General features: G+C 71.9%; 19 protein-coding genes and 2 pseudogenes. 11 read left to right on the top strand and 10 right to left on the bottom strand.

Annotation, left to right across the window (positions count from 1 at the left end; translation table 11 throughout):
- The first annotated feature begins 76 nt into the window (after positions 1-76).
- From ACWC2T_RS25215 to ACWC2T_RS25190, 6 genes are all read left to right on the top strand, one after another.
- Positions 77-847 (top strand): IclR family transcriptional regulator, encoded by a 771-nt coding sequence (locus tag ACWC2T_RS25215; RefSeq protein ID WP_351209461.1) that lies wholly within the window; start codon positions 77-79, stop codon positions 845-847.
- Positions 848-897: 50 nt separating this feature from the next.
- Positions 898-1,368 carry a GNAT family N-acetyltransferase gene (locus ACWC2T_RS25210; protein WP_450672621.1) on the top strand — a complete coding sequence of 157 codons (471 nt, stop codon included), beginning with the start codon at positions 898-900 and terminating at the stop codon, positions 1,366-1,368.
- A 78-nt stretch (positions 1,369-1,446) separates the two neighbouring features.
- On the top strand, positions 1,447-2,388 hold the full coding sequence (locus tag ACWC2T_RS25205; protein ID WP_450672620.1) for a hypothetical protein: 942 nt from the start codon (positions 1,447-1,449) through the stop codon (positions 2,386-2,388).
- Positions 2,388-3,671, top strand: coding sequence for a sensor histidine kinase (locus ACWC2T_RS25200; RefSeq protein WP_450672696.1), 1,284 nt, complete (start codon positions 2,388-2,390; stop codon positions 3,669-3,671). Before ACWC2T_RS25205 ends, ACWC2T_RS25200 begins: the two co-directional genes overlap by 1 nt.
- On the top strand, positions 3,668-4,327 hold the full coding sequence (locus tag ACWC2T_RS25195; RefSeq protein WP_450672619.1) for a response regulator: 660 nt from the start codon (positions 3,668-3,670) through the stop codon (positions 4,325-4,327). Before ACWC2T_RS25200 ends, ACWC2T_RS25195 begins: the two co-directional genes overlap by 4 nt.
- A gap of 54 nt (positions 4,328-4,381) precedes the next feature.
- Positions 4,382-5,836, top strand: coding sequence for a peptidoglycan D,D-transpeptidase FtsI family protein (locus ACWC2T_RS25190; protein WP_450672618.1), 1,455 nt, complete (start codon positions 4,382-4,384; stop codon positions 5,834-5,836).
- Between the two features lie 31 nt (positions 5,837-5,867).
- Here ACWC2T_RS25190 and ACWC2T_RS25185 read toward each other — a convergent pair whose 3' ends face one another.
- Positions 5,868-7,265: an NCS2 family permease gene (locus tag ACWC2T_RS25185; protein WP_450672617.1), complete on the bottom strand. Its 1,398-nt coding sequence runs from the start codon at positions 7,263-7,265 to the stop codon at positions 5,868-5,870.
- Positions 7,266-7,419: 154 nt separating this feature from the next.
- On the opposite strand from ACWC2T_RS25185, the pseudogene ACWC2T_RS25180 reads away from it, so the two are divergent.
- Positions 7,420-7,878, top strand: a pseudogene (locus ACWC2T_RS25180) (sigma factor-like helix-turn-helix DNA-binding protein); the annotation flags it as partial.
- Positions 7,875-8,705 (top strand): hypothetical protein, encoded by an 831-nt coding sequence (locus tag ACWC2T_RS25175; RefSeq protein WP_450672616.1) that lies wholly within the window; start codon positions 7,875-7,877, stop codon positions 8,703-8,705. The pseudogene ACWC2T_RS25180 and the gene ACWC2T_RS25175, both read left to right, overlap by 4 nt.
- Before the next feature lie 91 nt (positions 8,706-8,796).
- Here the strand turns inward: ACWC2T_RS25175 and ACWC2T_RS25170 are convergent, their stop codons facing one another.
- From ACWC2T_RS25170 to ACWC2T_RS25140, 7 genes and pseudogenes are all read right to left on the bottom strand, one after another.
- Positions 8,797-9,594, bottom strand: a complete 798-nt coding sequence (locus ACWC2T_RS25170; RefSeq protein ID WP_450672615.1) for an HAD family acid phosphatase — start codon at positions 9,592-9,594, stop codon at positions 8,797-8,799.
- Between the two features lie 189 nt (positions 9,595-9,783).
- A pseudogene (locus ACWC2T_RS25165) lies at positions 9,784-10,011 on the bottom strand (carbohydrate ABC transporter permease); the annotation flags it as partial.
- A 93-nt stretch (positions 10,012-10,104) separates the two neighbouring features.
- On the bottom strand, positions 10,105-11,829 hold the full coding sequence (gene araD, locus ACWC2T_RS25160) for an L-arabinonate dehydratase (RefSeq protein ID WP_450672614.1): 1,725 nt from the start codon (positions 11,827-11,829) through the stop codon (positions 10,105-10,107).
- The gene (locus tag ACWC2T_RS25155; protein WP_450672613.1) at positions 11,826-12,737 is read right to left on the bottom strand and encodes a dihydrodipicolinate synthase family protein; all 912 of its coding nucleotides are present in this window, start codon (positions 12,735-12,737) and stop codon (positions 11,826-11,828) included. Before ACWC2T_RS25155 ends, araD begins: the two co-directional genes overlap by 4 nt.
- A complete protein-coding gene (locus ACWC2T_RS25150) occupies positions 12,734-13,426 on the bottom strand; it encodes a GntR family transcriptional regulator (protein WP_450672612.1) in 693 nt (230 codons plus the stop codon). Before ACWC2T_RS25150 ends, ACWC2T_RS25155 begins: the two co-directional genes overlap by 4 nt.
- A gap of 177 nt (positions 13,427-13,603) precedes the next feature.
- On the bottom strand, positions 13,604-14,356 hold the full coding sequence (locus ACWC2T_RS25145) for an MBL fold metallo-hydrolase (RefSeq protein WP_450672611.1): 753 nt from the start codon (positions 14,354-14,356) through the stop codon (positions 13,604-13,606).
- 333 nt (positions 14,357-14,689) lie between these two features.
- Positions 14,690-15,271 carry a TIGR03086 family metal-binding protein gene (locus ACWC2T_RS25140; protein ID WP_450672610.1) on the bottom strand — a complete coding sequence of 194 codons (582 nt, stop codon included), beginning with the start codon at positions 15,269-15,271 and terminating at the stop codon, positions 14,690-14,692.
- A gap of 169 nt (positions 15,272-15,440) precedes the next feature.
- On the opposite strand from ACWC2T_RS25140, the gene ACWC2T_RS25135 reads away from it, so the two are divergent.
- Positions 15,441-16,673, top strand: coding sequence for an MFS transporter (locus ACWC2T_RS25135; protein WP_450672609.1), 1,233 nt, complete (start codon positions 15,441-15,443; stop codon positions 16,671-16,673).
- Here ACWC2T_RS25135 and ACWC2T_RS25130 read toward each other — a convergent pair.
- Positions 16,571-17,773 carry a hypothetical protein gene (locus tag ACWC2T_RS25130; protein WP_450672608.1) on the bottom strand — a complete coding sequence of 401 codons (1,203 nt, stop codon included), beginning with the start codon at positions 17,771-17,773 and terminating at the stop codon, positions 16,571-16,573. The two genes, ACWC2T_RS25135 and ACWC2T_RS25130, sit on opposite strands and share 103 nt — an antisense overlap.
- Positions 17,774-18,085: 312 nt before the next feature.
- A complete protein-coding gene (locus ACWC2T_RS25125) occupies positions 18,086-19,027 on the bottom strand; it encodes a 5-dehydro-4-deoxyglucarate dehydratase (RefSeq protein ID WP_450672607.1) in 942 nt (313 codons plus the stop codon).
- Positions 19,028-19,256: 229 nt separating this feature from the next.
- Here ACWC2T_RS25125 and ACWC2T_RS25120 point away from each other — a divergent pair, with 229 nt between their 5' ends.
- Together ACWC2T_RS25120 and ACWC2T_RS25115 are read left to right on the top strand one after the other, a co-directional pair.
- On the top strand, positions 19,257-20,066 hold the full coding sequence (locus tag ACWC2T_RS25120) for an NAD-dependent epimerase/dehydratase family protein (protein ID WP_450672606.1): 810 nt from the start codon (positions 19,257-19,259) through the stop codon (positions 20,064-20,066).
- 294 nt (positions 20,067-20,360) lie between these two features.
- Entirely contained in the window at positions 20,361-21,131 is a 771-nt protein-coding gene (locus ACWC2T_RS25115) for a DeoR/GlpR family DNA-binding transcription regulator (protein ID WP_450672605.1), read from the top strand.
- Positions 21,132-21,203 lie beyond the last annotated feature (72 nt).

The following is a 21,203-nucleotide window of genomic DNA, read 5'->3' as shown; positions in this document are numbered from 1 at the left end:
ATATACTGAACACTGTCTCTGATGATGAATATGCTGCTCGGAGACTATTTCCCGGCGATTGAAGGGGTCAAGGGCGATGTCGGCAGGCGAGACGGGCGGGGCACAGGTCAAGTCCGCGGTACGGACCGTTGAATTGCTCGAGTACTTCGCCGGCAAGCCCGGCATGCACTCCCTCGCGGCGGTCCAGGAGGCCGTGGGATACCCCAAGTCCAGCCTGTACATGCTGCTGCGCACGCTCGTGGAGCTGGGCTGGGTGGAGACCGACGCCACGGGCACGCGGTACGGCATCGGGGTGCGGGCGCTGCTGGTGGGCACCTCGTACATCGACGGCGACGAGGTGGTGGCGGCGGCGCGCCCGACCCTCGACCGCCTCTCGGACGACACGACCGAGACGATCCACCTGGCCCGACTCGACGGCACCAACGTCGTCTACCTCGCCACCCGCCAGTCCCAGCACTACCTGCGCCCCTTCACCCGGGTCGGGCGCCGGCTGCCGGCCCACTCCACCTCCCTCGGCAAGGCGATCCTCGCCACGTACAGCGACGAACAGGTGCGCAAGCTGCTGCCGGAGACGCTGCCCGCGCTCACCGAGAACACCCTCACCGACCGGGAGAGGCTCATCGAGGAGCTGCACCAGGTGCGGGAGCAGGGCTTCGCGGTCGACCGCGAGGAGAACACGCTGGGCCTGCGCTGCTTCGGCGTGGCGATCCCCTACCGCACGCCGGCCCGGGACGCGATCAGCTGCTCGGTGCCGGTGGCCCGGCTGACGCCCGCCCACGAGCAGATGATCAAGGACGCGCTGTTCGACGCCCGCGACCGGCTGACGCTGGCGACCCGCAGGCTCTGAGGCGCGCGGTTCACGGGTGCGCCGCCCGGGCCGTCGTAGGCTCGGGCCCCATGAAGATCGCGCTGCGTGCCGTCGAGGACCGTGACCTGCCGGTATTCTTCCGGCAGATGACCGACCCGGAGTCCGTCCGGATGGCCGCGTTCGGCCCGGAGAAGCCCTACGACCGGGAGTCCTTCGCGACCCACTGGGAGCGGCTGCGCAGGTCCTCCGACGTCCTGCGCACGGTCCTGGCCGACGGGGACGTGGCGGGCAACGCGGCGGTCTACGGGGTGGCCGGCGAGCGCGAGGTCACCTACTGGATCGACCGCGCCTACTGGGGCCGCGGTGTGGCGACGGCGGCGCTGCGGGCGCTGCTCGCCGAGGTGCCCGAACGGCCGCTGTACGCGCGGGCGGCGGCCGACAACGCCGCGTCGCTGCGGGTGCTCCACAAGTGCGGCTTCCGCGAGACGGCCCGGGCCCGCGGGTACGCGAGCGGACGGGGCCGGGAGATCGAGGAGGTCGTGCTCGTCCTGGAGGACTGAGTTCCTCCCCCGCGCGGCGGAGACGGATCGTCGGGCCGCAGGAGGTGAACTCCCCCGATCGCGCGGGAGCGTTGAGCCATGACGATCTCAACAGCCCCTGTCCCCACGGGTGTCTCCGCCCGGCGGCGTTCGCTCCGGTTTGTCGCCGTCGCCGCCTGCCTGCCCTATCTGTCCCTCAAGCTCGCCTGGATCGCCGGGAGCCACCTCGGCATCCCGGACGGCAGCCCGCTGCTGGAGCACCGGCTGACCATGGCGCTCATCAACGGCCTCACCGTGCTGATGGACGCGACCGTGGTCGTGCTGGCGATGCTGCTGACACGCCCGTGGGGGCGGCGGGTGCCCGCCTGGCTGCTCACGGTGCCGATGTGGCTCGCCGTGGGACTCCTCGCACCGATCATGGTGGGCTTCCCCCTGCAACTGGTCCTGCACGGCGGCGAAGACGGCCACAGCGACGGCAAACCCTTCCTGGCCGACTGGGTCTTCGGCGTGGTCTACAGCGGGTTCATCGTGCAGGGACTGGCTCTGGGCGCGCTGTTCGCCGGGTACGCCTGTGAGCGCTGGGGGCATCTGTGGCGTGGGCGGGTCGGGGAACTGCCGGCCGGGAGCAGGCCGACGAAGGCACAGCGGCGGACGGCCGTGACGGCGGCTCTCGCCGCGCTGCTCCCGGGCGCGGTGCGGCTGTTGTGCGCCTGTGGGGCGACGGACCTGGACGGCGGCGGCCATCGGTCCATGCAGTGCGTCTACCTCCTCTTCCTCGCCGCGGCCGTCACCGGTGCCTGGCAGCTCGCCTTCCGCAGGGGCCGCGGGCTGCCGGTCGCCGTACCCCTGACGCTGGCCTGGACCGGTTCCGGGGCGGTGGCCTGCTGGGCCGGATGGGTGTGGCTGGCGGTGCTGGTGTCGGGTGACAGGCCGACAGCGCTGACCGATCTCACCTACGCTGGGCAGATGGTCAGCGGCTTCCTCGTGGCGAGCGTCATCGCCCGCTTCCTCAGGGACCGGCCCGTCAAGGCGCCGCGGTGATCCGGGCGTTGTGGCTGCTGTTCGGCGGGCGGGCGCGGCGCCGCTGGATCCATCTGATCCTCGGCGGCGCGCTCGCCATGCCCTACGTCCTCGTCGGCTCGGTGATCGTCGGTCCGCTCACCGGCGTGGACGACGTCTTCCGGTCCCTGCCGCTCCAACTGGGCTCGTTCGCGGTCGGCTTGCCGATCGCCGCCGTCACCTCGCTGTTCCCGCTGACCCGGCCGCTGGAGTCGGCGGCGGTCAGGGCCCTGTGCGGGATCGACGCGGACCTGCTCGCCCACGGCCCGGCCCGGACGCGGGCCGAACGGGGCCGCACGGCCATCTGGTTCACGCTGCACCTCGGCCTCGGCGGGATCATCTCCGGGATGTCGCTGGCCGTCCCGCCGTTCGCGGCGACATTGATCGTCCTCCCCTTGCTCGTCGGGCTGGGCCACTCCCCGCTCGCTCCCGAACTCATCGGCTCTCCCTGGGCTTTGGCGCTGTCACCGGTCGCCGGCCTGGCCACGCTCCCCGCGCTCGCCGCGTGCGCCGCCGGCTGCGGGGCCCTGCTGGCCCGCTGGGCGCCCGCGCTGCTCGGGCCCACCCCCGAGGACCGGCTGGCCGCCGCCGAGGCCCGCGCCGCCGACCTCGCCGTGCGCAACCGGCTCGCCCGCGAGCTGCACGACTGTGTCGGCCACGCCCTGAGCGCCGTCACCCTCCAGGCGAGCGCGGCCCGCCGGCTCCTCGACACCGACCCGGAGTTCGTCCGCGAGGCGCTCGCCGCCATCGAGGAGACCACCCGGCGCACGGTCGGCGAACTCGACGCCGTACTCGGTGTGTTGCGGGACGGGGACGCGCCGGGCACCGCGCCCGCGCCGACCCTGGAGAGCGACCTGGAAGGTCTGTTGCGCCGGACCCGGGCCGCCGGGCAGCCCGTGACGGCGACCGTCGGCACCGACCCCGCCGCCCTGCCGCCGCTGGTCTCCCGGGAGGCGTACCGGATCGTGCAGGAGGGGCTGAGCAACGCCCTGAAACACGCCGGCTCGCCCGTGGCCGTCCGCATCACCGCCGACGCCGGGCACCTGGAGATCACCGTCGAGAACCCCCTGGGCGCCGTCCCGGCTCCCCGTCCCGGCGGCGGCCATGGTCTGCGGGGCATCGCCGACCGGGTGCGGCTGCTCGGCGGCACGGTGCGGGCGGGACCGTCAAAGGACTCCTGGCGCCTGTGCGTACGACTGCCCCTGACACCGCCCACGACGCCACCCGGCCCGCTCACCCCACCGCTTTCGAAGGGATCCGCATGACCCGGCCCGCCCTGCGCATCGTCCTCGCCGACGACGAGCGCATGGTCCGCACCGCCCTGCGTGCCATCCTCTCCGCCGAGCCGGGCCTGGAGGTGGTCGGCGAGGCCACGACCGGCGCCGAGGCCGTGTCCGTGGTCCGGGAACTGCGGCCCGACGTCGTGCTCATGGACGTCCGCATGCCGGACGTCGACGGCATCCGGGCCACCGAGCAGATCGTCGGCACCATGGCACAGCCGCCGCGGATCGTCGTCGTGACCACCTTCGAGAACGACTCCTACGTGTACGACGCCCTGCGCGCCGGAGCCGCCGGCTTCCTGCTGAAGCGGTCCGACGCCGAGTCCCTGGTGCAGGCGGTACGGCTGGTGGCGCGCACCGACAGCCTGCTGTTCCCGTCGGCCGTACGGGCCCTGGCGGCCGAGCACGGGCGGGCGGCCGCTCCGTCCGCGCCCTGGGTGAGCAAACTCACCGGACGCGAGCGCGATGTGCTGCGGCTCATGGCCGACGGACTGACCAACGCCGAGATCGCCGGGCGGCTGGACGTGGGCCCCGCCACCGTGAAGTCGCACGTCGCGGCGGTGCTGGCCAAGACGGGCACCCGGGACCGCACCCAGGCGGTGATCGCCGCCTACGAGGCCGGTTTCCTGAGCACACGATGAGAAAACGGGGCGTACGGGAACGATCGACCCCGTCCCGGTCGTCTTCACAGCGGGATGAACAAGACGATCAGGCGGGCGTCCGTCTTCGCGCTGCTGCTCGTGCTCGCTCTGCTGATCAGGGCGACCTGGGTGCAGTTCTACGACGGCAAGGCCCTCGCGGACGACAACGACAACCGGCGGAACGTGATCCGGACGTACGCACAGCCGCTCGGGAACATCATCGTGGCCGGAAGCCCGATCACCGGCTCCACGCGGACCAAGGGGAGCGACCTCGCGTACAAGCGGACGTACACGGACGGGAGGCTCTACGCGGCGGTGACGGGCTACGCCTCGCAGGCCTACGCCCCCACCCAGCTGGAGGGCATCTACAAGGACCTGCTCAACGGCACGGACAACCGGCTGAAGAACGTGCTGGGCACGCTCACCGGCAAGCGCGCCGACCCGGGCAACGTGCTCACCACGATCGACCCGGACGTGCAGAAGGCGGCCTACCGCGCGCTCGGCGACAAGAAGGGCGGGGCCGTCGCGATCGACCCGAAGACCGGCAAGATCCTCGCGGCGGTGTCCACACCGTCGTACGACCCCTCCGCGCTCACCGACGCGGGCACGGCCGGCACCGCCTGGAAGCAGCTCAACGCCGACAAGGACAAGCCGCTCACCAACCGCGCGCTGCGCCAGCCGCTGCCGCCGGGCTCGACCTTCAAGCTGGTCGTGGCGGCGGCCGCGCTGGAGGACGGGCTGTACAAGAACGTGGACGAACCGACCGACAGCCCCGACCCGTACGTCCTGCCGGGCACGGTGCGTCCGCTGACGAACGAGAACAGGTCGGCGCCGTGCAAGAACGCGTCGATCCGCAGGGCCCTGCAGTACTCCTGCAACAACGTCTTCGGCCACATGGCCGTCCAGCTCGGCCAGGACAAGGTGAGGGCCATGGCCGAGAAGTTCGGCTTCAACGACAACGCGCAGGACGTGCCGGTGCGGGCCTACGCCAGCGTGTACCCCTCCGGCATGGACAAGGCGCAGACCGGCCTCTCCGGCATCGGCCAGTTCGACGTCACCGCGACCCCGCTGCAGATGGCCATGGTGTCCGCGGCCATAGCCAACGGCGGCAAGCTGGTCTCGCCGCATATGGTGTCGCAGATCACCGACAGCGGCGGTGAGGTGTTGCAGAACTACGACGACGGCGCGGACAGCAAGGAGATCGTCTCCTCCTCCACCGCCGAGCAGCTCCAGTCGGCGATGGAGACGGTCGTCAAGGAGGGGACGGGCACGAACGCCCTGATCGACGGCGCCACCGTCGGCGGCAAGACCGGCACCGCCCAGCACGGCGAGAACAACAGCAAGACGCCGTACGCCTGGTTCACGTCCTTCGCCAAGTCCGGCACCAACGGCAAGGAGGTGTCCGTGGCGGTGATGGTCGAGCAGTCGGACGCGGCACGGTCGGAGGTCAGCGGCAACGGTCTGGCGGCCCCGGTGGCGAAGGCGATGATGCAGGCGGCGCTGAAGTGAGCGGCGTGGTGAGCGGCGTGGTGAGCAGCCCTCACTTCACCCCGAGGATCTGCTCGACGGGGTCGATCGCGAAGTACACGAGGAACAGCGCCGACACGGCCCACAGCAGCCAGTTGACCTCCCGTGCCTTCCCCAGCACCGTCTTGATGACGACGTAGGAGACGAAGCCCGCCCCGATCCCGTCGGTGATCGAGTAGGTGAACGGCATCGCCGCGATGGTGAGGAACGCCGGAATGGCGATCTCGTACCGGTCCCAGTCGATGTGCTTGACGTGGGTCATCATCAGGAAGCCCACCGCGATCAGCGCGGGCGCCGCCGCCTGGAGCGGGACGATGGTGAGCAGCGGGGCGAGGAAGAGGGCGAGGCCGAACAGGCCGCCGGTGACGAGGTTGGCGAGGCCGGTGCGGGCGCCCTCGCCGACGCCGGCCGCGGACTCGATGTAGGCGGTGTTGGAGGAGGCGGAGCCGAGACCGCCGACGGCGGCCGCGGCGCCGTCGATGAACAGCACGCGGCCGATGCCGGGCACCTGCCCCTTCTCGTCCAGCAGCCCGGCCTCCGCGCTGATGCCGACGATCGTGCCCATCGCGTCGAAGAAGTCGGACAGGATGAGGGTGAAGACCAGCAGGACGGCGGTGAGGACACCGGCCTTGGCGAAGCCGCCGAACAGGCTGAAGTGACCGACGAGCCCGAAGTCCGGGGCGGCGACGAGCTTGTCGGGGACCTTGGGCGTGGTCAGGCCCCAGCTCCTGATGTCGGCGACGGCGTTGATGATGATCGCGACGACGGTCATCGTCACGATGCTGATGAGGATCGCACCCTTCACCTTCCGCGCGAGCAGCGCGATGGTCAGCAGGACGCCAAGACAGAAGACGAGCACGGGCCAGCCGGTGAGGCGCCCGACGGCACCGAGCTGGACCGGCACGGTGGTGTGCGCGGCGTCCGGGATGCGGCTGACGAACCCGGCGTCGACGAAGCCGATGAAGGCGATGAACAGGCCGATGCCGACGCCGATGGCCTGCTTCAGCTGCTGCGGGATCGCGTTCATGATGGCCTGACGCAGTCCGGTGAGCACCAGCAGGCAGATGAGCAGGCCCTCCAGGACCACCAGGCCCATCGCATCGGGCCAGCTCATCAGAGGCGCCAACTGGAAGGCGACGACGGCGTTGAGGCCGAGGCCGGCGGCGATGGCCAGCGGGAGGTTGCCGCCCACGCCCATGACGATCGTCATCACGCACGCCACCAGCGCGGTGGCGGTGACGAGTTGGCCGGTGTCCAGCGTGTGCCCGAACTTGTCCTTGGCGCTGCCCAGGATGATCGGGTTCAGGACAAGGATGTAGGCCATGGTGAAGAACGTGGCGAAACCGCCGCGTATCTCCCGGGCGAACGTGGATCCCCGCTCGGAGATCCTGAAGTACCGGTCCACTGACATGGTCCCACTCCTCGTCACCTGATGATCGGCTTGCGGATGCTGGCTGGATTGTTCCCCTGTTCAACCTGTTTCAGGTTTTCCCTGTGTTACGGAATCCGGTTCGGGGGGCCATACGACGTCCGGTATCCCGTACAGTCGCGCGAAGAGCCGCACCGCCGACTACCTGGCCGCGGACGCGCCGCTGGCGCTGTGGCACCGCTGGGACCGGGTGCGTGCGGCGGACCACTCGGTGGCGTACGCGCGGGGCGTGGTCGCCAACCTGGCCCGCTCCAGGATCCGCAGCGCGGTGCGCGAACGCCGCAGGGTCGCCCTGTTCTGGTCGCACCGCGAGGAGACGGCCGACAACCCGGACGTCGCCGGAGTGGTGGACGTACAGGAGGCCCTGCGCGGACTGCCGTTCCGCAAACGGGCGTGTGTGGTGCTCCGGCACGCGTTCGACCTCTCGGAGAAGGACACCGCGATCGCGCTCGGCGTCCCGGTGGGTACGGTGAAGAGCCAGACGTCCAAGGGCATGGCCGAACTCCAGCGGCTGCTCGGCTCCCAGGTCGATCCGCGGCGGATGCACGCGGCGATGGCGGCCCGGGGCGGCGAGAGCCGGGGAAGGGACCGATGAGGCGGCAGGACGTGCACGACGAGCTGCGCGCCCGGCTGCACGAGGCGGCCGAGGCCCACGAACCCGACCGCGCGCGCATCCTGGCCCGCGTGGAGCGCGGCATGGCCGCGCCGTCCGGCCGCTTGGGCCACCGGGTGACGCGTCGGCCGGTCCTCAGCTGGGCCCGGGTGGCCGGTGCCACCGCGGCGGTCGCCGGGGTGCTCGCCGTCGGCGGGTACGCGGTGGCGTCCGCGGTCCACGGCGACGAGCCGGCCCGGCAGACGGTCGCGGTCTCCTCGGCGCCGGCCTCCTCGCCGGCCGCGACGACACCGCCGCCGGCGCACACCACCGCGCCGGCACCCACCGGCGGCGCCACGCGTCCCTCCGGCACCCCGGCTTCCCCACCGCCCCGCACACCGCAGAGCTCCGCACGGCCGCCCGTGGCACAGGGCGCGCAGGACGGGCCGCTGTGGTCGGACGGCTCGGTGGACCCGCACAGCAACGACTTCTGGGCGCAGAGCAATGTGACCCTGAAGACATCGAGGCAACTGACGGCGCTCACGGTCCGGTTGAAGGTCGCGGAGACCGGCGGGGTCTCCTCGGCCGGCGCCTGGCGTTCACTGCCCGAGACGGACTTCACGCAGACCGCCGAGGAACAGGGCGGCTTCCTCGTCCACACCTGGACGCTCAAGGCGGGCCGTACGGTCCCGGCCGGGCAGTGGGTGTTCGCGGGGCAGTACAACCACGAGCGCGGCGGCCGGGACGCGAAGAACGACCGGTACACGATCACGGGCGCGGCCGGAGGGCGTTCCTACACGGTGACCGGTGACTTCGCCGCCCATGGTTGACGCCCTGTTCCGCGCGGCCCCCGCCACGGCACGGTGCTGCCTGTGACGGGGGCCGGGTACGAGCGGCTGCCGGGCGCCTGCCCGGAGTGACTCAGCTGACGAAGTAGGTCGGGTTCGGCAGCTTGTAGGTACGGCCGGTGTAGCCGCCGTCCAGGTCCGAGTACTGGTCGCCGAAGTCGGCGATGATCGTGTACCCGAGGTCGTCCTCGATGTGCTTGCGGGTGCCGGACTTGTACTGCACGGTCGTGCAGTTCCAGGTGCCCGGGATGGCGCAGTCGCTCAGGTAGGCCGGCGGGTTGGCCTTGTCCTTGAGGAACATGTGGTCGGTGTCGAGGTTCACATCGGCGCCGACCTTCTTCAGGTTCGCGACCGCGGCGGCGCGCTGTGCCTCGCTCAGGCCGGAGTTGTAGAAGACCTCGACGCCCTTGGACTCGGCGTACCGCACCAGCTCGGGGCTGCCGAAGACGGCCGGGCGGTCGGCGCGGTTCACGTAGTCGTTCCACGTGGTGGGGTTGTACGTGTAGTTGTAGCGCTTCTCGTAGTCGAGGCTGAGCAGCAGGGTGTCGTCGATGTCGAACATGACGGCCGGCTTCTCGCCGTGGTGCCGGGCCTTGCGGGCCGCCTTGTCGATGTAGCGCCTGGCGTCGGCGTCGATCTGCGCCAGGTCCTTGGCGTACGGGCTGTCCGGGGACGCCTGGTAGACGCCATTGCTGTCGGCGGTCGTGCCGTAGTAGGTGTCGATGTCCTTCACCAACTGCCCGATGTTGTAGGGCTCGTGGGTGGAGTTCGCCGTCGACTGACCGGCGCTGGCCGCGCCCGCGCCGTACAGCGCGACACCGGCGAGGGCACAGACAGCACCGAGGGCAACGGCTCTGTGGGACTTCCGCATGAATTCTCCGGATCTGGTGGTTGGAGTGATGTACCAGGTCAGAGACTGTCTACGCGCATAACGTCCCACAGAGCGAGCGGTGTTACCCGATCGATACGGCCCCGGCCCTGAAGGCCCTCAGTTCGTCGTCGCCCGCCGACGTGCCGTTGGAGCCCTTGGTGACCTGGCCGCCGCCGTTGCTCACCGCGAGATCTGGGTGAAGTTGCCGAGCCCCGCGAAGCCGTTCCGCCACGGCTTGGTCGGGTTGTAGTTCTGCAGGCTGTAGTAGAAGACGCTGAGCACCGGGTAGGCGATGAAGCCCAGCATCAGCAGGGCCGCCGGGGCGATCAGCAGGTACGGCAGCCTGCGCGGGGTCGCGGAGGCACGGCGCCGCCGGGGTGGCGCGGGCGGTTTCGCCACGGCCGCGGCTTGGGCCATGACTCTTCTCCGTTCGCAGTGGGGCGGGTACAGCTGGTCACAGGAAGCGCTTGCTACACGCACATGGGTGAAGCGCTTCGATCACAGGTGTGTTCAGTCGGCGTAGGGGTCCGGCACCTGGCCCGGCCGGGCCAGGAACTCGAAGTCGCAGCCGGTGTCGGCCTGCGTGATCTGTCCGTTGTAGAGGACGCCGTAGCCGCGTTCGTAACGAGCCGGCGGCGGTGTCCACGCGGCGCGCCGTCGCTCCAACCCCGCGTCGTCCACGTGGAGATGGAGGCGGCGGGCCTCGACGTCCAGGGTGATCAGGTCCCCGGTGCGTACGAGGGCCAGGGGGCCGCCGACGTACGACTCCGGGGCCACGTGCAGCACACAGGCGCCGTAACTCGTGCCGCTCATCCGGGCGTCGGAGATCCGGACCATGTCCCGCACGCCCTGCTTGAGCAGGTGGTCGGGGATGGGCAGCATGCCGTACTCGGGCATGCCCGGGCCGCCCTTCGGACCGGCGCCCCGCAGCACCAGCACGCTGTTGGCGGTGATGCCGAGCGCGGGGTCGTTGATGGTGCGCTGCATGGTCCTGTAGTCATCGAAGACGACCGCCGGGCCGGTGTGCTTGAGCAGGTGCGGCTCGGCCGCGATGTGCTTGATGACCGCGCCGTCCGGGCAGAGGTTGCCGCGCAGGACCGCGACCCCGCCCTCGCGCGCGACCGGGTTGTCGCGGGGGCGGATGACGTCGTCGTGGTGCACCTGGGCGCCGTTCAGCTGCTCGCGCAGGGTGTCGTGCGACACCGTCGGCCGGTCCAGATGGAGCAGGTCGGTGATCCGGGACAGGAAGCCGGGCAGGCCGCCCGCGAAGTGGAAGTCCTCCATCAGGTACTTCTCGCCGCCGGGGCGGACGTTGGCAAGGACGGGCACGGTCCGGGCGATGCGGTCGAAGTCGTCCAGGGTGAGCTTCACCCCGGCGCGGCCGGCCATGGCGATCAGATGGATCACGGCGTTGGTGGAGCCGCCGAGCCCCAGCACCGTCGCGACCGCGTCCTCGAAGGCCTCACGCGTGAGGATCCGCGACAGCCTCCGGTCGCTGCGTACCAGCTCCACGGCCGTCATCCCGGCCCTGGCGGCCATCCGCTCGTGTCCGGAGTCGACGGCGGGAATGCTCGACGCGCCCGGCACGGTCACACCGAGGGCCTCGGCGGCGGCGGTCAGGGTGGACGCCGTACCCATGGTCATGCAGTGCCCCGGGGAGCGCGCGAGCCCGCTCTCCAGCTCGGTCATCTCGCAGTCGCCGATGAGACCGGCCCGCTTGTCGTCCCAGTACTTCCACATGTCCGTGCCGGACCCGAGCACCTCGCCCCGCCAGTGCCCCGGCAGCATGGGCCCGGCGGGCACGAAGACGGCGGGCAGATCGGCGCTGGCCGCCCCCATCAGCAGCGCGGGCGTGGACTTGTCGCAGCCGCCCAGCAACACGGCCCCGTCGACCGGATAGGACCGCAGCAGTTCCTCGGTCTCCATCGCCAGCAGGTTCCGGTAGAGCATCGGCGTCGGCTTCTGGAAGGTCTCGCTCAGCGTCGAGACCGGGAACTCCAGCGGAAACCCGCCGGCCTGCCACACCCCTCGTTTCACGGCCTGGGCGCGATCCCGCAGGTGCACATGGCAGGGGTTGATGTCGGACCAGGTGTTGAGGATCGCGATGACCGGCTTGCCGAGGTGCTCCTCGGGGAGGTAGCCGAGCTGGCGGGTCCGGGCGCGGTGGCTGAACGACCGCAGCCCGTCGGTGCCGTACCACTGATGGCTTCTCAACTTCTTCGCAGCGTCGGTCATATGGACCACCCCTCGGCGATGGCGGCGACCTCGGCGCGCTCGTCCTCGGGCAGCGGTCTGCTCGGCGGGCGGACGTCCCGGCGGCACAGGCCGAGCGCGGCGAGGGCCTCCTTGACGACGGTGACGTTGTTGGCGGAGCGGTGGGCGGCGCGGAGTTCCTCGAAGCGGCGGATCTGCTCCCAGACCTTCATGGCGGCCGGATAGTCGCCGGATCGAAGCGCTTCCATCATGTTCAGCGAGACGGCCGGGGCGACGTTCACCAGCCCGGAGGTGAAGCCGGTGGCGCCCGCGGAGAAGTAGGAGGGGGCGTACGGCTCGGCGAGGCCGGCGACCCAGACGAAGCGGTCCAGGCCCGCGTCACGGGCGAAGGCCGCGAACCGTGCGGCGTCCGGCACGGCGTACTTCACGCCGATGACGTTCGGGCAGTGGTCGGCGAGTTCGGCGAGCCGGGCGCCGGTCAGCTGCGCGTTGCGGATGTACGGCACCACGCCCAGCTCGGGCACGGACTCGGCGACGGCACGGTGGTAGTCGACCCAGCCGGCCGCCGAGACGTACGGGTGGACGGGCTGGTGGACCATGACCATGCCGGCGCCGAGCTCGCGGGCGTGCCGGGCGGAGGCGATGGCGGTGGGCAGGTCGTGGCCGACGCCGACGAGGATCGCGGCGCGGTCACCCGCCTCCTCGATGGTCAACTCGGTGACCAGGCGGCGTTCTTCGGGGGTGAGGGCGTAGAACTCGCCGGTGTTGCCGTTGGGGGTGAGGGTGCGGATCCCGCCGTCGAGCAGGCGACGCAGCAGGGACCGGTGGACGGCGGTGTCGACGGAGCCGTCCGCGGCGAAGGGGGTCACCGGGATGGCCACCACGTCGGCCAGGGCCGCCCGTTGAGCCTCGAACGTCACGCCGCTCATGAATGACCTTCCTCTGCATGGGGTCCGGCGACCGCGGTCTCCTCGGCCGCTTCGGTGTCCGAGGGGAATGCGCGCCGCACGAAGGAGGCAATGTGGGCGTGCAGGGCGCTCGCCGCGCCGTCGGCGTCGCCGTCGAGGGCGAGCCGGAGGATCTCCCGGTGCTCGGCGGCCTCCAGCTCCCAGGAGGGGTCGGCGGCCCAGGCGACGGCGGAGACCAGGGCGGCCTGGTCGCGGACCTCGTCGAGCATCCGGCCGAGCAGCGGGTTGCCGCACGGCAGGTACAGGGCGCGGTGGAACTCCCGGTTGGCGAGCGACCGTTCGGCGGTGTCGGTGGCGTTGTCGGCCCGGGTCAGCGCGTGGCGCGCGGCGTCGAGTGGGGCGCCCCGCCCTACGGCTCTTCTCAGTGCCTCCGGCTCCAGCAGCAGCCGCACGTCGTAGACCTCGCGTGCCATGTCCGCGTCCACCATGCGCACCGTGACGCCCTTGTACTGGCTCATCACGACGAGTCCGGTCCCGGCGAGGGTCTTCAGCGCCTCCCGCACCGGGGTCTTGGACACCCCGAACTGCGCGGCCAGCTCCGTTTCGACCAGGGCCTGACCGGGCGTCAGCTGCCCGGTGAGGATGCGGTGTTTGATCGCGTCCAGCACGAACTGCGTGCGGGACGGGATCGGGGTGGGCACAGAGGTCATGCGGCCCTCTCGGATCTCACATATCGCGTCTCATATATGACGTACGAAGTACGACGCGTTGAAGGTAGGAGGGGGCCCGGGTTTCGTCAATGCTTCTGACAAAGGCCGGTGCTTCTAGCGGAGATCGGTGCTTCTGACGAAGGTCGGTGCATCTGGCGAAGGAGGCGGGCGGCGGCCTCAGACGGTGCGGATGTCGCCCTCGACCGCGGTGTGCGTGGGCCGGCCGGAGACGGCGGCGGCGCGGGCGGTGGCTTCCTCGCGGCTGAGCGTGGGTCCGACATGGGTGACGAGCAGTTCGCGTACGCGCGCCTCGAGGGCGATACGGCCGGCGTCCTCCGGCGTCAGATGGACCTGTTCGCTGTCGCGATGTCCATCGATGTCCGCCTCGCACAGGAACAGGTCGGCGCGCAGGGCGAGTTCGGTGAGCGCGGCGCAGGGACCGCTGTCCCCCGAGTAGGCGAGCACGCTGCCCTGGCATTCGGCGCGCAGGCCGTACGCCTCGGTGTCGTGGGCGACGGCGCGTGCGGTGAGGCGGAGGTTCCAGTGCCGGACGTCATGGCCGTCGTACAGGGGCCGGAAGTCGAGGACGTCCTTGAGGAAGTCGACGTCCGCCCGCCCGAGGAAGCCGGCCAGCCGGCGGGCGCAGTCCTGCGGGGCGTACACCGGGATCGGTGCGGCCGGGGTCATCCCGCCGAAGGCGAACGCGTAGGCGGCCGACAGCAGGTCGGCGCTGTGGTCGGCGTGCAGATGGGAGATCCAGATCGCGGTGAGCCGCGCGGGATCCGTGTGCCGCTGCAACGCGGCGAACGTCCCCGGCCCCGCGTCCACCCACACCTCGGCACCCCCGCCGGACAGCAGGTACCCGGAGCAGGGCCGGCCGGGGCCGGGGTGCGGGGAGGCGGTGCCGAGGACGGTGAGGGTGAGGGGCATGGAGGGAGAGTACGGCCCCCCGTGGCGTCACCGCCGTCCACCCGGCAAGCGGAACAAGAGCTTTCGGTCACCGTGCCCCGTCCCGGGGCGGACAGCGTGAGCACCAGGAACAGCACCCTTGTGTTCAGCGCGGTCGAACAGCCGAGCAGTCGTCGTGCCGCAGCTGTCCGTCGCCCTCACGGAGCGCCCGGCGAAGGTGACGGCGGCCGGACGGAGCAGGCCCATCAGAACCGTCGCGATCGCCCGCGCCACCCCAGGCCCGGGGGTCCCGTTCGCCCCGGAGGGCCACCACACCGGTGCGCGTACTCAGGTCGCGAATGCCCTCCTACTCGGTCAGGGACGCCACATCGGGTCCCGGCCGCTCAGCCCCACCGCCCGCTCCAGCAGCGGCGCGTCCTCCGCCACCGGGACGACCGGCCCGAAGAGGCCGCCGCCGCGGTTCGGGTCCTCGGCCGCCATGAGCAGGAAGCCATGGGCCGCGTCGAGGGCGGCGGGGTCGGGGGCGTAGAGGCGTCCGATGGCCTGGGCCAGGTCCCAGCCGTGGATGACCAGCTCGTCCGCGACGACGGCACCGGCCACCTCGCCCGGCAGCTCCACCCCGCCCGCGCGGGTCATGCCGGTCCAGGCCGCCGGATCACGCCAGGCGTCGGCGAGTTCGTCCAGGGCCTTGGGCAGCGTCTCGCGCCAGCCGGAGCCGATGTCCGGGACGGCCGCGGCCGGGTTGGTGTCGGTCGTCGGCCCGAGGTCCTTGCGCGCGGCGTCGCGGAAGGCCACGGAGAGCATGTGGATGTGGCCGAGCAGATTCCGCACCGCGAGATCCGGGCACGGCGTGGCGGCCGTGAGCTGTTCGTCCGTGACGGTTTCGGCCAGCCCCGCCACCATTCTGGTCTGCGGGCCGAGGTCGATCATGGTCATGCCGCTACTCCTTCGCGGTCGCACTCCTCATACGAAGGGCAGACCGGCCGGGACGCGAAAACTCATCGGTGCCGCGCAGCCCCTCCCACGGCCCGCCTTCCGTCGGCCGTGAGGATTACGGCACCTCACCGATCCGCACCCGCTCGCCTTAGACCCACGATGAGCAGGCATGACGACTTCCCGAACCCTGCTCCGCGTGCCGCGGGACCGCAACGCGGGGCTGTATCTGACGGCGGTGGTGGTGTCGGGCTTCGGCAACTCCGCGCTGTTCCTGGCATCGGGCGTGTGGGTGAAGGACCTCACCGGGTCCGACGGTCTGGCCGCGCTGTGCCTGCTCGCCATGTGGGCGCCCACCCTGGCCGGCCCGACGCTGGGCACGATCGCTGACCGTGTGCGCCGAGGCCCCCTGCTGGTGGCGCTGAACGCGGGCCTGGCGGCCCTGCTGCTCACCCTGTGCACGGTGGACTCCCCGGGCGGCCTGTGGCTGCTCTTCGCCGTTCTTCTGGTCTACGGTGCCGCCGAGGTCATTCATGACGCGGCCGAGTCGGCCCTGGTGACCGCGGCGATCGGGCCGGAGCGCCTCGGCGACTTCAACGGGCTGCGCATGGCCGTCACCGAGGGCATGAAGCTCGTCGCCCCGCTGACCGGGGCGGGCCTGTACACGGCCTTCGGCGGGCCCGCCGTCGCCTGCCTGGACGCGGGCACCTTCGCGGTCGCCGCCGGGCTGTACGCCCTGCTGCGGGTGCGCGAGGAGCGGCCCGCCCGGTCCGGCGGCGACTGGTGGAGCGAGACCGTGGCGGGCGTCCGGCACCTGTGGGGACACCCGGGGCTGCGCCCGCTGGTCCGGGCGGGCGGTGCGACGATGCTCCTCACTTCCCTGTGCAGCACGACGCTGTACGCCGTCGTCGACCGGCTCGGCCACTCCCCCGCGTACACGGGCGTGCTGTACGCCGTCCAGGGCGCCGGTTCGGTGCTGGCCGGACTCGTCTCGGGGGCCGCGCTGCGGCGGCTCGGCGCGCGGCGGTTCGCGGCGGCGGGGATCGCGCTGACGGCACTCGCGGCGGCCGTGCGCGCCGTGCCGTCGGACGCGGTGGCCCTCGCCTCGTCCGCGGCGGGCGGCCTCGGCCTGCCCTGTGTGCTCGTCGCCGCGTTCACCGACGTCCAGCGGGAGACGCCCGGCCCGCTGCTCGGCCAGGCGACGGCCACCGCCAACACGCTCGTCTTCACACCCAACGTGATCGGACTGGGTGCCGGCGCGGGTCTGGTCGAACTCGCCTCGCCCGCACTGCTGTTGCCGCTCTACGGCGTGGCGCTGCTGTTGACGGCGGCGTCGCTCGCTCGGCGCGCCGACAGCGCCTCGCGCACCGCGGCGAGGTCGCCGTCCGACGCCAACCCGGCGTGATAGAGCCGCAGTTCGGTCGCACCCCGCGCACGCGCGCGTGCCGCGTCTGCCGCGAGGGTGCCGGGGCTGCCGCCCATCCCGGTCACGACGCTGAGGTTGGCGGCCAGCACGGTCCGCTCCCGGGCCGCTTCGGCGAAGGGCGCCAGCAGGGCCGTACCGCCCGTGCAGGGCACCACCACGCCGTCGGCGACGGCGAGGACGCGGGCGGGGTCGACGCCGGCATTGGCGCCGCAGTGGTAGGAGACCGGGTCGGCGTGCAGCAGGACCTGGAAGCCGGCCGGTGCGGCGGCGCGCACGGCAGCGACGGCCTCCTCCTGGAGCGTGCCGGCGGTGTCGTCGCGCCACGCGCGCGTGCGGGCCGCGTTCTCCTCGCCGAGCAGTTTCCCGACCGTCGGCCAGCCCTCGTCGTCCGCCGCGCCCCGCCACAGCGGCTCCAGCGCGGCCCGCACGGACGCGGCCAGTTCCCCGGGGTCCAGGCCGTGTTCGGCGTACCCGGCGCGGCAGGACGGGCAGAAGCACAGGGACATCAGGTACTGCCCGGCCTCGCCGAGGGCGACACCGCCGGTCTTGTCGTGGGCGTGCAGGTGCTGGAGCCCGTACCAGCCGACGGACTCCAGTTCGGTGCCGTGCGCGCCGGGGCGTACGGCGGCCTCGGCGGCCAGGTCGGTCAGGTACGCGCGCGTGGCGGGCTGGGCGATGCAGGGTGCCCAGGGGTAGCGGTCGCCGTAGGCGTTGACCACCGAGGTGTCCGGATGTTCCGCGCCCATGCGGGAGTTGTGGGCGAGGACGACCCAGGTGTGCACCCCCAGGCCCGCCGCGCCCAGGGCCGCTGCCGCCTCGCCGTAGGCGTCGCCCGGGGCCCAGCGGCCGGCGGGGTACGGCCTGAGGCCGCGGCCCGCCCAGCGGCTGTCCGGCGGGTAGAGGACGGCCGCGTACTCGGCGGTGACGATGCGGTGACGGGGGTGACGGGGGGTCAGGGCGCGGGTGGAGTGGTAGGCGGCGGCGAGGGTCACCTGTTCCACGCCGAGCCCGGCGATGCGCGCGGGGGCCTCGGGGTCCCCGTTGACGTCCCAGGGGTAGACGAACGCCGACGCCTTCATGCAGCCTCCTCCACGCCGTACGGACAGATGCTCATACGCCCACCTCCGGGCCGCACCGACGCTCCTTCACGCACCCCGCCTCCGGACCGCATACCGCACCTCACCACACGCCCGCCTCCGCACCGATCCCCCGTCACACGCCCACCGCGGGGCCGCACCCGAAACCCCCTCGCACGCCCACCGGCGGACGACACGCGACGCCCGCCCACACACCCCTCCGAACCCCACGCAACACCCGCCCACACATGCCCGCCGGACCGCGTGCAACACCCGCCCAACGCCCCCGCCAGGGCTGTGCCGGGCTCGGCTCGCTCACGCGCCCTCCTCCAGCAGCGCGTAACCCCGCTCGATCAGCTGGGCTAGTTGTTTGACATGGTCCTCGGTCGGCTCGTGCAGCGGGGGCCGGACCTCGCCGACGTCCAGGCCGCGCAGCCGTACGCCCGCCTTGACGAGGGAGACGGCGTAGCCGCGGCCCTGGGCGCGCAGTTCCACGAAGGGGCGGTAGAAGCCGTCCAGGAGGCGTTGCAGGGTCGCGGTGTCGCCCGCGGCAAGGGCCCGGTAGTAGGCGAGGGCGATCTCGGGGGCGAAGCAGAAGACGGCCGAGGAGTACAGGGGGACGCCGAGGGCGTGGTAGGCGAGCTGGGTCTGCTCGGCGGTGGGCAGGCCGTTGAAGTACAGGAAGTCGCCGGGGCCGTCGGCGCGTACGGCGCTGATGATCCGCTGCATCAGGTCGAGGTCGCCGAGGCCGTCCTTGAAGCCGGTGATCCCGTCGGTGCGAGCGAGTGCGGCCACCGTCCGCGGGGTGAAGACGGCGTTGTCGCGCTGGTAGACGATGACCGGCAGCGCGGTGGCCGCGGCGAGCTCACGGTAGTGGCGCAGCAGGCCCTCCTGCCCGGCGACGACGAGGTACGGCGGCATGGCGAGGAGGCCGTCGGCGCCCGCCTGCTCGGCGAGCCGGGCGTAGCGGACGGCGAGCGCGGTGCCGTAGCCGGCGCCCGCGACGACCGGGACGCGTCCCTCGGCCGCCGCCACGGCCACCCGGACGCAGGCCTCGAACTCCTCCGGCAGCAGCGCGTGGAACTCCCCGGTGCCGCAGCAGGCGAACACGGCGGCGGCACCGGCGGCGACGCCCCGGCGGACGTGGGTGCGGTAGACGTCGAGGTCGAGCGAGCCGTCCGGGCCGTAGGCCGTGACGGGGAAGAAGAGCGGCCCGCTCGGTTCGCGGAGCCGTTCGGTGAGAGGGGCTGGCGTCACGGACTCTCCCTTGGGACACGCCGGCACCGAGACACGCCGGTGCATGTTTCTGATCCACGTCCATATTTCTGAACGCGACCACGCTACGGGGCCCTCTTGTGGCCGGTCAAGCGGGCGAACCCGCAAGTCCCCGAGCGAATTCACCGACTTCACGCGACACTTGACGATGCACGGCGAAACTCTCTAGCGTGTCTACGTATGTGAATACCGGCCACAGGGAGAACCGAGGATGCCCGCTCCCCGCACCGTTCTGCTCACCGGCGCCGCCGGCGGGCTCGGCACCCTGATGCGGTCCCTGCTGCCGGCGTACGGCTACACGCTGCGCCTGTTCGACGTGCGCCCGATCGAGGACGAGCCGGAGGCGATCACCGCCGACCTCACCGACACGGCGGCCTTGCGCGAGGCCGTGCGGGGCGTGGACGCGGTCCTGCACCTGGCGGGCATCTCCCTGGAGGCCCCCTTCGAGAAGATCCTGAAGTCCAACATCGAGGGCACCTACAACCTCTACGAGGCCGCCCGCCAGGAGGGCGTGCCCCGGATCGTCTTCGCCTCCTCCAACCACGCCGTCGGCTTCACCCCGGCCCCGCGCCCGGGCGAGCCGCCGATCCCGATCGACACCCCGCGCCGCCCCGACACCTTCTACGGCCTGTCCAAGTCCTTCGGCGAGGACCTCGCCCAGCTGTACTGGGACAGGCACGGCCTCGAAACCGTCTCCGTGCGCATCGGCTCCTGCTTCCCGGAGCCGACCAGCGTGCGCATGCTCTCGGTGTGGATGAGCCCGGCCGACGGCGCCCGTCTCTTCCACGCGGCGCTGACCGCCGAGGACGTCGGCCACACGGTCGTCTACGGCTCCTCCGCGAACACCCGGCTGTGGTGGGACCTGACCACCGCGCGGGCTCTCGGTTACGAGCCGCAGGACGACTCCGAGCCGTACGCCGGGAAGCTGATCGCCGAGCAGGGCGAGCTGGACCCGCAGAACCCGGCGCACAGCCATCTCGGCGGGCACTTCGTGAACGACCCGCCGATCTGGCCGTACTGAGCCCTCTGGGCGCCTCGGGCAACCGTCCGACGGCACTCGGCGGCGCAAAACGATCGCTCACGCGCGCGGGCGGGCACCGAACGGGCCCGCCCGCCGCCGTGTTCGGGCATCCTGGACGCCCGCTTCCACCCCGGCGGACACGGCCGTGCAGGTCCGCGCCGGGCACCGCCCTCGGTGAACGGGCACAAACGGGCAGTATCGGGCCCGGAACAGGCCTGGTCAGCACCGGAGACCGACGGTAGAACTTCCCCCATGGGCCCGAACGGGCAGCTCCACAGGGAAGTGGGTGACGACATGGCCATCAGGACGGCGGAGGAACGCCAGCGCGAGATCGTGCGGGCCGCGCGCGCCACCGGCCAGGTCGACGTCACCGCGCTCGCCGTCGAGCTGGGCGTGGCCAAGGAGACCATCCGGCGCGATCTGCGCGCCCTGGAGGACCACGGACTGGTCCGTCGTACGCACGGCGGCGCCTATCCGGTGGAGAGCGCGGGCTTCGAGACGACCCTCGCCTTCCGCGCCACCAGCCACGTACCCGAGAAGCGCCGGATCGCGGCCGCCGCGGCCGAGCTGCTCGGGGACGCGGAGACGGTCTTCGTGGACGAGGGCTTCACCCCGCAGCTCATCGCCGAGGCCCTGCCGGCCGGCCGGCCGCTCACCGTGGTGACCGCGTCCCTGCCGGTCGCGGGCGCCCTGGCGGAGGCCGAGCGGATCTCCGTGCTGCTGCTCGGCGGCCGCGTCCGGGCCGGCACGCTGGCCACCGTCGACCACTGGACGACGAAGATGCTCGCCGGTTTCGTCATCGACCTCGCCTACATCGGCGCCAACGGCATCTCCCGCGAGCACGGCCTCACCACCCCCGACCCGGCGGTCAGCGAGGTCAAGGCGCAGGCGATACGGGCCGCGCGCCGCACCGTCTTCGCGGGCGTGCACACCAAGTTCGGCGCGGTCAGCTTCTGCCGGTTCGCGGAGGTCGGCGCGCTGGAGGCGATCGTGACGAGCACCCAGCTCCCGGCCGCCGAGGCCCACCGCTACTCCCTGCTGGGCCCGCAGGTCATCCGGGTCTGAAAGTCCAACTCACTCCCCTTGGGGGCGCTTCACACCTCCAAGTGCCCTTTATATCCAGATATCTCCAGGAGC

The sequence above is a fragment of the Streptomyces sp. NPDC001393 genome, assembly GCF_053597455.1.
The sequence above is the reverse complement of the archived record's forward strand: the minus strand, read 5'-3'. Positions and strand labels throughout refer to the sequence as shown.

What these genes read in the sequence shown, in the direction of transcription:
- ACWC2T_RS25215 (WP_351209461.1), top strand. Translation starts at nt 77, where the DNA reads ATGTCGGCAGGCGAGACGGGCGGGGCACAGGTCAAGTCCGCGGTACGG.
- ACWC2T_RS25210 (WP_450672621.1), top strand. Translation starts at nt 898, where the DNA reads ATGAAGATCGCGCTGCGTGCCGTCGAGGACCGTGACCTGCCGGTATTC.
- ACWC2T_RS25205 (WP_450672620.1), top strand. Translation starts at nt 1,447, where the DNA reads ATGACGATCTCAACAGCCCCTGTCCCCACGGGTGTCTCCGCCCGGCGG.
- ACWC2T_RS25195 (WP_450672619.1), top strand. Translation starts at nt 3,668, where the DNA reads ATGACCCGGCCCGCCCTGCGCATCGTCCTCGCCGACGACGAGCGCATG.
- ACWC2T_RS25190 (WP_450672618.1), top strand. Translation starts at nt 4,382, where the DNA reads ATGAACAAGACGATCAGGCGGGCGTCCGTCTTCGCGCTGCTGCTCGTG.
- ACWC2T_RS25185 (WP_450672617.1), bottom strand. Translation starts at nt 7,265, where the DNA reads ATGTCAGTGGACCGGTACTTCAGGATCTCCGAGCGGGGATCCACGTTC.
- ACWC2T_RS25175 (WP_450672616.1), top strand. Translation starts at nt 7,875, where the DNA reads ATGAGGCGGCAGGACGTGCACGACGAGCTGCGCGCCCGGCTGCACGAG.
- ACWC2T_RS25170 (WP_450672615.1), bottom strand. Translation starts at nt 9,594, where the DNA reads ATGCGGAAGTCCCACAGAGCCGTTGCCCTCGGTGCTGTCTGTGCCCTC.
- araD (WP_450672614.1), bottom strand. Translation starts at nt 11,829, where the DNA reads ATGACCGACGCTGCGAAGAAGTTGAGAAGCCATCAGTGGTACGGCACC.
- ACWC2T_RS25155 (WP_450672613.1), bottom strand. Translation starts at nt 12,737, where the DNA reads ATGAGCGGCGTGACGTTCGAGGCTCAACGGGCGGCCCTGGCCGACGTG.
- ACWC2T_RS25150 (WP_450672612.1), bottom strand. Translation starts at nt 13,426, where the DNA reads ATGACCTCTGTGCCCACCCCGATCCCGTCCCGCACGCAGTTCGTGCTG.
- ACWC2T_RS25145 (WP_450672611.1), bottom strand. Translation starts at nt 14,356, where the DNA reads ATGCCCCTCACCCTCACCGTCCTCGGCACCGCCTCCCCGCACCCCGGC.
- ACWC2T_RS25140 (WP_450672610.1), bottom strand. Translation starts at nt 15,271, where the DNA reads ATGACCATGATCGACCTCGGCCCGCAGACCAGAATGGTGGCGGGGCTG.
- ACWC2T_RS25135 (WP_450672609.1), top strand. Translation starts at nt 15,441, where the DNA reads ATGACGACTTCCCGAACCCTGCTCCGCGTGCCGCGGGACCGCAACGCG.
- ACWC2T_RS25130 (WP_450672608.1), bottom strand. Translation starts at nt 17,773, where the DNA reads ATGAAGGCGTCGGCGTTCGTCTACCCCTGGGACGTCAACGGGGACCCC.
- ACWC2T_RS25120 (WP_450672606.1), top strand. Translation starts at nt 19,257, where the DNA reads ATGCCCGCTCCCCGCACCGTTCTGCTCACCGGCGCCGCCGGCGGGCTC.
- ACWC2T_RS25115 (WP_450672605.1), top strand. Translation starts at nt 20,361, where the DNA reads ATGGCCATCAGGACGGCGGAGGAACGCCAGCGCGAGATCGTGCGGGCC.